At 68.4% G+C, this 13076-nt stretch carries 12 protein-coding genes; 2 read left to right on the top strand and 10 right to left on the bottom strand.

The genetic code is table 11. The annotated features are described in order from the left end of the window. Position 1 precedes the first annotated feature (1 nt). From MRBLWH13_RS09965 to MRBLWH13_RS09985, 5 genes are all read right to left on the bottom strand, one after another. The gene (locus MRBLWH13_RS09965) at positions 2 to 1732 is read right to left on the bottom strand and encodes an ABC transporter ATP-binding protein (RefSeq protein ID WP_341954761.1); all 1731 of its coding nucleotides are present in this window, start codon (positions 1730 to 1732) and stop codon (positions 2 to 4) included. Next, complete coding sequence (locus MRBLWH13_RS09970) at positions 1729 to 2643, bottom strand: ABC transporter permease (RefSeq protein ID WP_194763583.1); 915 nt, start codon at positions 2641 to 2643, stop codon at positions 1729 to 1731. Before MRBLWH13_RS09970 ends, MRBLWH13_RS09965 begins: the two co-directional genes overlap by 4 nt. Then, the gene (locus MRBLWH13_RS09975) at positions 2640 to 3620 is read right to left on the bottom strand and encodes an ABC transporter permease (RefSeq protein ID WP_341954765.1); all 981 of its coding nucleotides are present in this window, start codon (positions 3618 to 3620) and stop codon (positions 2640 to 2642) included. Before MRBLWH13_RS09975 ends, MRBLWH13_RS09970 begins: the two co-directional genes overlap by 4 nt. Beyond that, complete coding sequence (locus tag MRBLWH13_RS09980; RefSeq protein WP_341954767.1) at positions 3617 to 5281, bottom strand: ABC transporter substrate-binding protein; 1665 nt, start codon at positions 5279 to 5281, stop codon at positions 3617 to 3619. The genes MRBLWH13_RS09975 and MRBLWH13_RS09980 overlap by 4 nt, the downstream gene beginning before the upstream one ends. Positions 5282 to 5459: 178 nt before the next feature. After that, on the bottom strand, positions 5460 to 5912 hold the full coding sequence (locus MRBLWH13_RS09985; protein WP_341954770.1) for a MarR family transcriptional regulator: 453 nt from the start codon (positions 5910 to 5912) through the stop codon (positions 5460 to 5462). Between the two features lie 64 nt (positions 5913 to 5976). On the opposite strand from MRBLWH13_RS09985, the gene MRBLWH13_RS09990 reads away from it, so the two are divergent. Then, the gene (locus MRBLWH13_RS09990; protein ID WP_341954772.1) at positions 5977 to 6345 is read left to right on the top strand and encodes a VOC family protein; all 369 of its coding nucleotides are present in this window, start codon (positions 5977 to 5979) and stop codon (positions 6343 to 6345) included. Positions 6346 to 6377: 32 nt separating this feature from the next. Here the strand turns inward: MRBLWH13_RS09990 and MRBLWH13_RS09995 are convergent, their stop codons facing one another. From MRBLWH13_RS09995 to rsmI, 3 genes are read right to left on the bottom strand one after another with little or no spacing between them, the layout of a single operon-like run. Continuing rightward, positions 6378 to 7481: a LacI family DNA-binding transcriptional regulator gene (locus MRBLWH13_RS09995; RefSeq protein ID WP_341954774.1), complete on the bottom strand. Its 1104-nt coding sequence runs from the start codon at positions 7479 to 7481 to the stop codon at positions 6378 to 6380. A 43-nt stretch (positions 7482 to 7524) separates the two neighbouring features. Next, on the bottom strand, positions 7525 to 8139 hold the full coding sequence (locus MRBLWH13_RS10000) for a class I SAM-dependent methyltransferase (RefSeq protein ID WP_341954776.1): 615 nt from the start codon (positions 8137 to 8139) through the stop codon (positions 7525 to 7527). 2 nt (positions 8140 to 8141) lie between these two features. Beyond that, entirely contained in the window at positions 8142 to 8960 is an 819-nt protein-coding gene (gene rsmI, locus MRBLWH13_RS10005) for a 16S rRNA (cytidine(1402)-2'-O)-methyltransferase (RefSeq protein ID WP_341954778.1), read from the bottom strand. Positions 8961 to 9008: 48 nt separating this feature from the next. Here rsmI and MRBLWH13_RS10010 point away from each other — a divergent pair, with 48 nt between their 5' ends. Further along, complete coding sequence (locus MRBLWH13_RS10010; protein ID WP_341954780.1) at positions 9009 to 10562, top strand: phospholipid carrier-dependent glycosyltransferase; 1554 nt, start codon at positions 9009 to 9011, stop codon at positions 10560 to 10562. 4 nt (positions 10563 to 10566) lie between these two features. Here the strand turns inward: MRBLWH13_RS10010 and MRBLWH13_RS10015 are convergent, their stop codons facing one another. Together MRBLWH13_RS10015 and hisC are read right to left on the bottom strand one after the other, a co-directional pair. Then, positions 10567 to 11961, bottom strand: a complete 1395-nt coding sequence (locus MRBLWH13_RS10015) for an amino acid permease (protein WP_341954782.1) — start codon at positions 11959 to 11961, stop codon at positions 10567 to 10569. Then, a complete protein-coding gene (gene hisC, locus MRBLWH13_RS10020; RefSeq protein WP_341954784.1) occupies positions 11958 to 13031 on the bottom strand; it encodes a histidinol-phosphate transaminase in 1074 nt (357 codons plus the stop codon). Before hisC ends, MRBLWH13_RS10015 begins: the two co-directional genes overlap by 4 nt. Positions 13032 to 13076: the final 45 nt, after the last annotated feature.

Consider the following 13076-nt stretch of genomic DNA (forward strand, 5'->3'; position numbering starts at 1 on the left):
GTCAGCGTTCGGCGCGTGCCGGATTCGGCACGGCGTCGAGCAGCTGCACGGTGTACTCGTCCTCCGGATGCTGAAGCACCTGCGAGGTCTCGCCGCGTTCGACGACGCGACCGCTGTTGAGCACGAGGATGTTCTCGGTGACCAGACGCGCGCTGAGCAGGTCGTGCGTGATGTAGAGCATGCTGATGCCCCACCTCTCGCGCAGGTCCTCGAGCAGGGCGAGCACGCCGGCTCGCAGCGACACGTCGAGCATCGATACGGGCTCGTCGGCGATCAGCACCTGCGGATCGCTCGCGAGCGCCCGGGCGATGACCACGCGCTGGCGCTGGCCACCCGACAGCTGATGCGGCAGCTTGGCCGCGAACTGCTCGACGGGTGTCAGCCCCACCGTCTCGAGGAGCTCGAGCACGCGGGCCCTCGCCTCCTCACCGCGGAGCGGGGTGTAGTTGCGGATCGGCCGGCTCAGTGCGTACTCCACCGTGTGCAGCGGGTTCAGCGCCGCATACGGATCCTGGAACACCATCTGCACGTCCTTGCGCAGGTCGCGCAGACCCTTGCGTCGCAGGGTCGCGACGTCGACGTCTCCGAAGCGCACGGTGCCCTCGGTCGGCTTCTCGACTCCGGTGATGAGCTTCGCGATCGTCGACTTGCCCGATCCCGAGGCGCCGACGAGAGCCAGAGCCTCGCCCGGTTCGAGCCGGAAGGAGACATCGTCGACGGCGACCACCGGCTTCTCCCCTCGACGGGGAGCCGCGTAGCGCTTGGACACGCCCTCGACCACGATCGCGGCATCAGCCCGTCGGGTGTCGCGCTGCGACACCGTGGGCAGAGTCTCGGTGAGGTCGGTGCGCGAGTGTCCCTCGCGGCGCCGGGTGCCGAGATCCACGAACCCGGGGATCGAGATCGACTCGGCCCTGGGGTCGGCGTAGTGGCTCAGCAGCATCCGCGTGTACTCGTCCTGCGGCCGGTGCAGGATGTCGAGGCTCGGTGCGTCTTCGACGATCCGCCCCTCGTGCATCACCATCACGCGATCGGTCGCCTCGAGAACGATGCCCAGGTCGTGGCTGATGAGGATCGCGGTGAAGTGCTCGGAGCGCTGGAGATCCTTGATCGTGTCCATGACGGCGTGCTGCACGAGCACATCGAGAGCCGTCGTCGGCTCGTCGAACACCATCAGCTGCGGCTCGAGCGATAGAGCGAGCGCGATCGAGGCGCGCTGGCGCATACCGCCCGAGAGCTCACTCGGGTATCGGGAGAGCACCACGGGGTCGAGACCGACCTTGCCGACCAGTTCCTTCGCCCTCGCATCCCGGGCGTCTCGGGCCACATGCCCGTGCGCGGCGAAGATGTCGCGGAAGTGATTGCCGATCGTGCGGACGGGGTTCAGCGCGTTCATGCCCGATTGCAGCACCATCGCGAATCCGCCCTGGCGCTGGCGACGCAGCTCCTCGGCGTCCAGTTCGCGGATGTCGCGGCCGTCGAACAGGATCCGCCCGCCACTGATGCGAGCCGGCGGCTTCTGCAGCCGTGTCAGCGCGAAACCGAGCGTGGACTTGCCCGAGCCCGACTCGCCGACGAGGCCGACGAACTCGCCCCGACGCAGCGTGAACGACACGTTCTCGACGGCGGTGACCGGCGTCGCCCCCGGCGAGGCGTACTCGACGGACAGGCCCTGGACATCGAGCAGGACGTCGTTCGTGGTCGCGGGGGTGTTCGCTTCCATGGCGCTCATCGGCCCTTCCCCTCTCGCAGGCGCGGATTGGAGATGCCGTCCACGCCGAAGTTGATCAGTGTCAGGCTCAGAGCGAGCAGGGCGATGCAGAGACCGGGGGCGAACAGCAGCAGCCACTGCCCGGTGAGCAGGGAGTTGGAGTTCTGCGCCCAGTAGAGCATCGTTCCCCAGCTGACGATGCTGGAGTCGCCGAGCCCGAGGAACTCGAGTCCGGCCTCGGCGAGGATCGCCGCGGTCGCCGCCCCGAAGAGCGTGCCGGCGATGATCGACGTCATGTTCGGCAGGATCTCGCGGAACACGATGCGCGCCCGGCTGTCGCCCGAGAACTGCGCCGAGGTGACGAAGTCGTTGCCTCGCAGCGACTGGGTCTGGCTGCGGAGCACACGCGCACCCCACGCCCACCCGGTGACGACGATGACCGCGATGATCATCAGGATGCCGCCGTTCTGCAGGTACGCGGCGATCACGATCATCAGCGGGAGTCCGGGGATCACCAGGAAGAGGTTGACGATGAAGCCGACCACCTCCCCCAGGAAACCGCGCATATAGCCCCAGCTGAGACCGATCAGCACGGCGACGATCGTGGAGAGGATTCCGGCGGCCATGCCGACCAGCAGGCTGATCTGCGAGCCGTAGATCAGCTGGCTCAGGACGTCTTCGCCCGCAGCCGTGGTGCCGAGCCAGTGCGCGGCCGATGCGTCGGCGTTGCGCTCGAACGAGTTGTCCTTCGGGCCGTAGGGCGCGAGCAGCGGCGCGAACACCGCGACCAGCACGAACAGCCCGAGGATGATGAGGCCGAGGCGAGCCTTGCCGTTGGACCAGAGGGTGCCCACCATCCGGGCGAACGAGCGCCACGGGCTGGGAGCCGCGATCCGGTCGGAGGGAACCTTGACATTCATGGTGGAGGTCATCGGCGGGTCCTTGGATCCAGCACGCCGTACAGGATGTCGACGAGGAAGTTGGCGACGAGCACGCTCACGGTGATCATCAGGAAGAGCGCCTGCATGAGCGGGTAGTCCTGCCCGATCACGGCGTTGAAGAGCAGGTATCCGATACCCGGATATCCGAACACCTGCTCCACGAGGATCGATCCGCCGACCACGCCACCGAGCGTGAGCCCGAAGCCGGTGAGGTTCGGCAGGATCGCGTTCCGTGCGGCGTAGCGCAGGGCGATGGTGCGACCGTGCAGGCCGTTCGCCTCGGCGAAGGTCACGTAGTCGTCACCCAGCGTGTTGATCATCGCGTTGCGCATGCCGATGATCCATCCGCCGAGGGAGGTCAACAGGATCGTGACCGCCGGGAGGATCGCATGCTGCACGAGGTCGATGAGGAAGTCCCAGGTGAAGCCCGGCGTGGTGGTCGCCGAGTAGGCGCCCGTCGTCGGGAACCAGTGCAGCACGTACCCGAAGAAGAACAGCAGCAGCAGCGCCGTCCAGAAGTACGGGAAGGTGCTGAGGAACGATCCGGTCAGCGTCGGCAGCGAATCGAGCCACGTGCCCCGGCGCCAGGCGGCGGCGGTTCCGATCAGTGTGCCGATCACGAACGCGAGGATCGTGACGATGCCGACCAGGCCGATCGTGTACGGCAGCGCGGTCGAGACCATGCTCGACACGCTCTGCGGATAGAACGTGTACGAGACACCGAAGTCGAGTCGGGCGACCTGACCGAGGTAGGCCACGTACTGGTCCCACAGGGAGCCCGTGGGAACACCGAGCTGAGCCTCGATCGCGGCCCTCGTCGCATCCGACACCGGACCGTTCTGCGAGAGCTTCGCGATCGCGGCGTCGGCCGGCGAGCCGGGCATGAGACGCGGAAGGAAGAAGTTCAGAGTGACGGCCGCCCACAGGGTGAGAACGAACAGTCCGATCTTCTGGAGGACGTACTTCATCGGTCATCCTCCTTCACGCGCTCGAGCCGGGTGAAGATGCCCAGAGGTGCCGAGTCGTAGTTCTGCGGGATCATGTACGGGTCGTCCTCTGAGGGCCATCCGGTGAACTTGGAATCGTTGAACAGGCCCCAGATGCCGCCGTAGTAGAGGCCGATGACCGGCATCTCCTCGTAGACGATCGCCTGCAGCTCCTTCACGATCTCGGCCTGGCGTGCGGTGTCCACCGTCTCGCGGTACTCCTTGAGCAGGGCGTCGGCCTCATCCGAGCGGTAGCGCTCGAAGTTGTTCGCGGTGGCTTCACCGGAGGGCACGTAGAACTCGCTCGAGAGCAGGTTGTTGTACGCCTGGTAGATGTCGCCGTTGCCCATGCCGCCGATGGCCATCTCGAAGTCGCCGTTGCTGATGGCGCTCTGGTAGCCGGCCGGCTGCGGAAGCTTGAGGGTCACCTTGACGCCGACCTTCGCCAGCTGGCTCTGCACCGTCTGCGCCGCGCGGGTCCAGTCGGAGTAGCCGTTGGCGGTCGTCAGCGCGAACTCGAGCTGCTCTCCGTCGGCGCCGACGAGGCGGTCGCCGTCGAGGGTGTATCCCGCTTCGGCGAACGCCGCGAGTGCGGCATCCGTGTCCTGCGTGATCATGCCCGCGTCGGGGATGCTCGGATCGAGGTACTCCTCCTGGTTGGGGAGGATGAGTCCGGTCTGCCCTGCGGGCTCCATGTACCCCTCGGAGGCGGTCTCGGCGATCTCCTCACGGTCGAGTGAGAGCGCGATGCCTCGGCGCACGTTGACGTCGTCGAACGGGGCGACCTCAAGGTTCGGCATCAACGCGATCACGCCTCCCGGCGGGAACCACCAGGCGTTGTCATCGCTCGCCGCACCCCATGTGCCCTCGACATCGGAGATGAACGAGTAGGCCCAGTCGTAACCGCGCGTGACGGTGTCGAGCTGCGAGTTCGTGGACGGCAGGATGATGTGCTCGATCTCGATCTTGTCGGCCTGCCAGTAGTCGGGGTTCTTGTCCACCGAGTACTGCTGGTCGTTGTAGTTGCCGAGCACGAACGGGCCCGTGCCGACCGGGTTCTCGTTCCGATAGGTGCCCGGATCCTTCACGTCGGACCAGAGGTGCTCGGGCACGATCATGGTCTGACCGAGGATCGGCAGCGACGGCGCGTCATCGGTCTGCAGGTGCATGATGACGTCGTCGCCGTCGACCTCGACGGTCTCGAGGTGCTGCCAGGCGCCCTTGATGTCGAGCGAGGGGTTGTCCTTGAGCAGCTGGAACGTGAACGCCACGTCGTCGGGCGTCAGCTGCTCGCCGTCGCTCCACTCGACGTCGTCGCGGATCGTCATCACGATCGTGCGGGCGTCGGGCTGGGTCCATTCGGTCGCCAGCCACGGGTTCTCGGTTCCGTCGAGCGGGTTCACCAGGATCAGCGGCTCATAGATCCAACGCGATGCGGTGCGCGTGTTGGTCAGATACGGGTTGAAGTTCCGCGTGAAGAACGGGTTCCCCTTGTCCGCATTGATGAGCATCGTGTCGTCGCCGATCGATGGATCGGGCTGCGAACTGATCTGGATGCTGCAACCGCTGAGCACGACGGCTGCTGCCGCCAGTCCCACGATCGCGGCTCTCCGCCAGCGTCGGAGCATGTGCGTCTTCGCCACACTGCCACCTCATGTCGTCTGTGTCATGAAGGGGGTCCCGCGGGTCGGGGCACCCCGCGGCCGAAGCCGCATGAGTGATTGTAAGCGCATACATTTTGCATCCGCAACCCCTTGACACATGCGTTCAGCGCCGTCAACCCTCTCGATGACAGGGATGGGAGCGGTGCCAAACTGCCGACTATTCGGGATCGGCGCGCAGCGAGCGCGTCATGCTCCGGAGCGCTCGGAACGCCGCCGACTGCTCGGCATCCGTCATGCCCGCCAGCATCGCGACCTCGACCGATCGCACCGCGACCGTCGCCGCCGCCAGCCGCTCCCTGCCCCGCGGGGTCAGCGTCGTCGGGAGAGCCTTCCCGACGACCGCTTCCGTGGGCCTCGTCACGATGCCGTCGCGCTCGAGGCCCTGCAGCAGGACATTCATCGACTGCCTCGTGACGAACGCGCCACGGGCCAGTTCGGAGTTCGACAGGCCGGGGCGCTGTGCGAGCAGCTCGAGGCAGGAGTAGTGCGTGATGGTCATGCCGAGCGGGCGCAGCACCTCTTCCATCGCCGCACGGAGCGCACTCGCAGCCTCCTTGAGCAGGTAACCGAGCGATGTGTCCAGGTCGATGCCCGCACCGTCTTGACTCATGTCAGTATTCTGACATACATTGAGCTGTGTCAGATAACTGACACGAACAGGAAAGAGTCTCACCATGCCCGTCACCGGCCCCGACTTCGTCTCCCTCCAGACCCGCGACCTCGCGGCGTCCCAGGCGTTCTACCAGAAGTACCTCGGACTGGTCCGCTCGCAGGCCGGTCCCCCGCACGCCGTGGTCTTCGAGACGACACCCATCGCCTTCGCGCTGCGCGACATCGCGCCTGGTACCGACCTCGACGGAGTCGACCAGCCGGGGATCGGCGCCGCGATCTGGCTGCACGCCACCGATGTGCAGGAGATCCACGACGCTCTCGCCGCCGACGGGCACACGATCGTCGCGGATCCGATCGACGGCCCGTTCGGCCGCACCTTCACGTTCGCCGACCCCGACGGCTACCGCATCACGCTGCACGACCGCGCCTGAGCGGCGAACGCCGGTCCGTCGCCCGGGCCTCCTCAGGGGCGCTGCGAGCTCTCGCGGACGAGGATCTGAAGGGGCAGACGCACGGTCATCGGATCGGCGTCCGGGTGCTCGAGACGGCGCGCGAGCAGCTGCACGGCGGCGCGACCGAGGTCGATCATCGGCTGGCGGACGGTCGTGAGCGTGGGGCGAGAGAGCGCGGCCGCCTCGAGCCCGTCGAAGCCCGTCACCCTCACGTCGTCCGGCACACGGATGCCCGCCGAGCCGAATGCCTCGATCGCCCCGAGAGCCATCTGGTCGTTGGCCGCGACCAGTACAGACGGCGCTCCTCGGGCGATGAGCTGCTCGGCGGCGGCATACCCCGAGGCGCGGGTGAAGTCGCCTCGGAGCACGGTCACGTCGTCGATCGAGACCCCGGCCTCGGCGACGGCGGTGGCGAAGCCGTCCCAGCGCTGCGCACCGTCCGGCGAGTCCTCCGGGCCGCCCAGGAAGGCGATCGTCCCCGGGTCGGCCTGGGCGAGCACGAGGCGGGTGAGCTCGGCCATGGCCTCGGCGTTGCTGACGGTGACGTGGTCGTAGCGGTCGCCACGGGCGGGGCCCGAGAGCACGACGACCGGAATCCGCTGGGCGAGGCGAGAGAGCACATCATCGGGCACGCTCTGCGCCAGCACCATCAGCCCGTCGACCCGGCCGGCGATGTCGCGCACGGTCTCGCGGGCGGGGTCGCCTCGGCCGACACCGATCATGAGCACGAATCCCTGCTTCCACGCCTCGAGCTCTGCACCGCGCAGCACCTCGTCGAGGAAGAGCATGGTCGGATGCGGCGCGTCGGCGTCCGACGACGCCTGCTCGACCGTGAACGGCGGCGCGTCGGCCTGCTCGTCGGCGAGCACGTCGAGCACCGGGGCATGCTCCGACGCATCGAAACCCGGGAAGTACAGTCCCAGCACACCGGTGCGGCGTTCAGCCAACCCGCGCGCACTGCCGCTGGGCACATAGCCGAGCTCGGAGACCGTGTCGAGCACGCGCTCACGGGTGGCCGGGCGCACGGCATCCGGCTGCCGAAGCACCCGCGAAACCGTGGCGATCGAGACCCCTGCGCGCTCTGCGACATCGTAGACGGTCGCCTTCTTGCTCACGCTCGGTCCTCCTCCGGTTGCGTGTGCACCAGGGTACCCGGGGTCAGCGGCGGGCGACGAGGGAGCCATGCGGCCGGGCGCTGATCTCGCCCGCTTCCCGGCCGCGGGTCTCACTAGACACGACCGCGAAGCCTGCATCGGTGAGAAGCTCCGCGAGCGCGTCGGCAGACCAGAAGAATGCCGGAGCGACGGCGTGCGCGAACGGCTCGCGCGGTTCACCGTCGAAGAACCCGATCAGGATGCTGCCGCCAGGGGCGAGCACTCGAGCGAACTCGGAGAGGATCTCGGGCACCTCCGAAGGCGGGATGTGGATCAGCGAGTACCAGGCGAGGATGCCGCCGAGCGACTCCGCCTCGAACGGCAGATCGCGGAATGTGCCCACCTCGAAGGCGGTGCCGGGATGCCGATTCTTCGCGGTCGCGATGAACTCCGACGACAGGTCGACTCCCCGCGCCTCGCGCCCACCTCTGCCGAGGAACGCGGTCCAGTGCCCCGGCCCGCAGCCGGCATCGAGCAACTGCCCCGGGGTCGCGTCGCGCCAGGCGGCGATGACCGCCGCATCACGGGCATCCATCTGCTCGATCGCACCGGCCAGCTCGACGTATTCCGCTGCCCGCGCGTCGTAGGCGGAGCCGATCGCGGATTCCGTACCCCGCACCATCAGCTGCGAGCGGCGAGCGCTGCCTGATACAGGTCGCGGGACGACAGCCCGGTGGCGGCGGCGACCTCGGCGCACGCCTCCTTCAGGCGGACTCCAGATGCCACGAGCCGCTGCACCTGTGCCAGCGCGTCGTCCGCCGAGGCCTCGCGGTGGGGCGCACCCTCGACCACGACGACGATCTCGCCCTTGACCCCGGCGGTCGCCCACTCGACGAGCTCCGACGACGTGCCGCGGCGCACCTCCTCGTAGAACTTGGTGAGCTCACGGCACACGGCGATGCGGCGGTCGTCGCCGAAGGCTGCGCCCATGTCGGCGAGCGACGAGGCGAGACGCGCGGGCGATTCGAAGAAGACCATCGTGCGAGGTTCTGCAGCGAGCGCCCGCAGGGTCGACCGCCGTTCGCCGGGCTTCCGGGGCAGGAAGCCCTCGAACGTGAAGCGGTCGGTCGGCAGCCCCGAGATCGAGAGCGCCATCAGCACGGCGCTCGGCCCAGGGATCGCCGTCACGGTCACGCCCAGCGCGACGGCCTCGGCGACGAGCCCGTAGCCGGGGTCGCTGATCGCCGGCATCCCGGCATCGCTGACGACGACGACGTCGGTCTCGACCGCGAGCGCCGCGAGCTCGGCGGCTTTCTGCTTCTCGTTGTGATCGTGCAGGGCGATCAGTCGCGGCCGATTGGCGATCTGCAGCGCCTGCAGCAACCGTCCGGTGGTGCGCGTGTCCTCCGCGACGACCACCTCGGCGTTCTCCAGCACCTCGACGAGGCGACGCGAGACATCCCCGAGGTTTCCGATCGGCGTTGCGGCGAGGATGATCACCCGCCCAGCTTAGGCGGCCGCCACAGGCAGGTTGTCTAGGCTGGAGCGGTGACTGCGCCCGTGCCTCTGCTGCCTCCCCCCGAGGAGCGGTTGACGCGCTATGGCCAGGCGCGCGACCGCATCCTGCGAGACCCCGACTGGGGGCGGATGATGCGGTGGTTCGCGCCGCTCGTCGTCACTGCGCTGGCCGCTGTGCTGCGCCTCGTCAACCTCGGCCATCCGCACCAGCTCGCGTTCGACGAGACCTACTACGTCAAGGACGCGTGGTCGCTGTGGACTCTGGGCTACGAGGGCACGTGGGGCAAGGACGCCAACGAGGCGTTCGTCACCCTGCAGCAGCTGCCTCTGTCGGACGTCGGCTCGTTCATCGTGCACCCGCCGCTGGGCAAGTGGCTGATCGCGCTCGGCATGGCCCTCGGCGGCCCCGACAACACCGTCGGATGGCGGATCGCCACCGCCCTGCTAGGAACCGCCACCGTGCTGCTCGTCTATCTGGTCGCCCGACGCCTGACCGGATCGATCGTCGTGGCGACGGTCGCCGGGACGCTGCTGGCGATCGACGGCCTCAGCATCGTGATGAGCCGCACTGCGCTGCTCGACGGCCCGCTGACCTTCTTCCTGCTGCTCGGGGCGCTGTTCATCCTGTACGACCGCGACCGCGCGATCCCGCTGCTCGAACGCCCGGACCCCGATTCCCCCGACTCGATGTGGGGGCCGGTGCTGTGGCGTCGCCCGTGGCTGATCGCTGCGGGTCTCGCCCTCGGCGCAGCCTGCGCCGTCAAGTGGTCGGGCCTGTACGCCCTCGCCGCCTTCGGGCTCTACGTGGTGGTGACGGATGCTCTCGCGAGGCGTCGCGCTGGGGTCGTGCTGTGGCCGACCGCCGCGGCGTTCCGCCAGGGTCCGGTGTCGTTCGTGCTGCTCGTGTTCCCCGCGCTCGGGGTGTATCTGGCCAGCTGGACGGGATGGTTGGTGACCTCCGGCGGCTATGCCCGTCAGAGCGACCCGAACCCGCTGATCGCACTGTGGAACTACCACGAGGCGATCCTGAACTTCCATGTCGGCCTGGTCAAAGGCCACCCCTACGCGAGCCCCGCGTGGGAGTGGCCGCTGCTGCTGCGCCCGACTGCGGTGTGGGTGGGCACGGACCCGGCGCCCTGCGGCGTCGACCACTGCATCGCCGTGATCTCGACGATCCCGAATCCGATCATCTGGTACGCCGGAGTCGCTGCAGCCGTCTACCTGCTCTATCGGCTCGTGCGGGGATGGATCGAACGGCGGTCGGTCAGCGCGGCATTCACGTTCCCACTGGTGGGACTGGCCGCGACCTACATCCCCTGGCTGCTGTTCCCCGAGCGCACGATCTTCCAGTTCTACACGGTGGCGATGGCGCCGTTCCTCGTGATCGGACTGGCCGTGGTGCTGCGTCACATCGCGGGGCGTCGAGAGGATCCCCTGCACCGACGGCAGTCGGGTGAGCGCACCGTGATCATCTTCCTCGCGGTGGTGGTGCTGGTGTCCGCCTTCTTCTACCCCGTGTGGACAGGCATCAGCGTGCCCTACGACTTCTGGCTCCTGCACAACTGGATGCCGGGCTGGATCTGAACTCTCAGTCGGCGTCGCTGGTGACGCCCGGTCGCGAGACGTCGCGCGTCAGTCGGGCGACGATCAGCAGGATCGCGGTGAGGCCGACGGTCAGCAGCAGCTGCACGCGTGCGGCCTCGTCGATCATCGTGAGTGCGATGACACCGGCGAGCAGCGCCAGGCACAGCCACGACAGCCAGGGGAAGCCCCACATGCGCATCGGCATCGGCTCGCCCGCGCGATCGGCACGGCGGCGAAGGATGATCTGCGACACCGCGGTCGCGGTCCAGATGACCAGCAGCGTCGACCCGACGACGTTGAGGAGCGCCGGGAGCACCACGTCGGGGAACGCCCAGTTGAGGCCCACCGTGATGAAGCCGAACGCGACGGAGGCGAGGACGGCCACGACGGGCACGCCGTTGCGGGTGGTGCGGGTCGCCGCGAGAGGTGCGAGACCGCGCTCTCCGAGCGAGTAGGCCATGCGCGATGCCCCGTAGATGTTCGCGTTCATGGCCGACAGCAGCGCGATCACGACGATGAGGTCCATGACGAGTCCGACGCCCGGCAGCTGCAGCGTGTCGAGCACGGCCGAGAAGGGACCGTCCTTGACCGCCGGGTCGTTCCACGGCAGCACCGATACGATCACGAAGATCGAACCGACGTAGAAGATCAGGATGCGCACGAGCACCTCGCGCACGATGCGGCGGATGTTGCGTGCGGGGTCGTCGGACTCGGCAGCCGCGATCGCGACCACCTCGGTGCCGCCGAACGCGAAGACCACGATCAGCAGAGCGGCCGCGATGCCCGTCATGCCGTTCGGGGCGAAGCCGCCGTTGTTGACGAGGTTGCCGATGCCGGTCGCCGGCACCCCCGGGATGAAGCCCACGATGGCGCACACGCCGACGACGAGGAACACGATGATCGCGGCGACCTTGATCGCCGCGAACCAGAACTCGAACGTGCCGTAGTTGCGCACCCCGAAGAGGTTCACCGCGGTCAGCGCCACCACGAAGACGAGCACCCACACCCACGCGGGGATGCCGGGGATCCAGGCCGAGATGATGCCGCCGGCCCCCGTGGCCTCCGCCGCGATCACGACGACGAGCTGGATCCAGTAGAGCCAGCCGACCGCGCTGCCGGCGCTGCGTCCCATCGCCTTCTGGGCGTAGGAGCTGAACGCCCCGGAGCTCGGACGGGCGGCGACCATCTCGGCGAGCATCGCCATGACGAGCACAACGATGCCGCCGGCGACGAGATACGAGATGAGCACGGCAGGGCCGGCGATGCTGATCGCCTGCCCCGAACCCACGAAAAGGCCGGCACCGATCGCACCGCCGAGCCCCATCATCGAGATCTGGCGACGGGTCAGCCCCGGGTGCAGCCCCTTGGTCGTCGTCGTGGTGGTGGGGACCTCGGTCATACGCGTGCCTCCTGCGGAGCGGTCTGAAGGGAGAGCGCGGCCTGCACGCGGTCGATGTCTTCGCTCGAGCCCGAGGAGATGCGCACGCCCTCGCCGGGGAACGCCCGAGTGATGACGCCACCCTCGCGCAGCAGGAGCTCGAGCTCGTCGGTGCGGTCGCCCGCGGGCACCCACACGAAGTTCGCCTGGGAGGCGATGGCGGGCCATCCCGCCGCGACGAGCAGCGAGTGGAGCCGATCGCGCTGCACGACGACCTCGTCGATGCGCGCGGAAAGCTCATCCTCGGCGTCGAGCGAGGCGAGCGCCGCCGTCTGCGCGAGGTCGGTCACGCCGAACGGCACCGCGACCTTGCGCTGGTTGTCGGCGATCTCGACCGGCGCGAGCGCATAGCCGATGCGCAGGCCCGCGAGTCCGTAAGCCTTGGAGAACGTGTGCAGCACAGCGACGTGCGGATGCCGTCGGAACAGCTCGATGCCCGCGCCGAAGGACTCGGTGCGGTCGAAGTGCACGTAGGCCTCGTCGACCACGACCAGCACGTCGTGCGGCACTGCGGCGACGAAAGCCTCGAGCGCAGCCGCACCGACGACCGTCCCGGTCGGGTTGTTCGGGTTGCAGACGAAGATCAGTCGCGTACGAGGGGTGATCGCGGCGAGCATCGCATCGAGGTCGTGCGCGTGATCGTCGCCCAACGGCACGGCGATCGGCGTCGCTCCGGCGATGCGCACGAGCGACGGATAGGCCTCGAACGACCGCCAGGCGAATATCACCTCGTCGCCGTCGCCGGCGACCGCATGGATGAGCTGGGATGCGAGCTCGACCGAGCCCGCGCCCACGGTGACGACGGCGGGATCGACGTCGTAGCGCGCGGCCAGCCGTTCGCGGAGCGTCGCGGCACTCATGTCGGGATAGCGGTGCATCGATGACAGCCGCTGCTGGACCGCCTCGACGACGGACGGGAGGGGCGGGTGCGGCGACTCGTTGGACGAGAGCTTCGAGGCGCCGGCCGGGGCGGAGCGCCCCTGGCGGTAGGCGGGCACGGCGTCGAGGCCGGCACGGGTGGGGAGGGGCATTCTCAGAGCATCCTTGCTGTGATCCAGCGGCGCCCCTGGTGGCGG

Origin of the sequence: Microbacterium sp. LWH13-1.2, assembly GCF_038397735.1 — a bacterium.
GTDB lineage: Bacteria > Actinomycetota > Actinomycetes > Actinomycetales > Microbacteriaceae > Microbacterium.

Bases quoted from the DNA above. Each gene is read 5' to 3' on its own strand.
- MRBLWH13_RS09990 (WP_341954772.1), top strand. From the start codon at position 5,977: ATGCCCGTCACCGGCCCCGACTTCGTCTCCCTCCAGACCCGCGACCTC.
- MRBLWH13_RS09985 (WP_341954770.1), bottom strand. From the start codon at position 5,912: ATGAGTCAAGACGGTGCGGGCATCGACCTGGACACATCGCTCGGTTAC.
- hisC (WP_341954784.1), bottom strand. From the start codon at position 13,031: ATGCCCCTCCCCACCCGTGCCGGCCTCGACGCCGTGCCCGCCTACCGC.
- MRBLWH13_RS09965 (WP_341954761.1), bottom strand. From the start codon at position 1,732: ATGAGCGCCATGGAAGCGAACACCCCCGCGACCACGAACGACGTCCTG.
- MRBLWH13_RS09975 (WP_341954765.1), bottom strand. From the start codon at position 3,620: ATGAAGTACGTCCTCCAGAAGATCGGACTGTTCGTTCTCACCCTGTGG.
- MRBLWH13_RS09970 (WP_194763583.1), bottom strand. From the start codon at position 2,643: ATGACCTCCACCATGAATGTCAAGGTTCCCTCCGACCGGATCGCGGCT.
- MRBLWH13_RS10015 (WP_341954782.1), bottom strand. From the start codon at position 11,961: ATGACCGAGGTCCCCACCACCACGACGACGACCAAGGGGCTGCACCCG.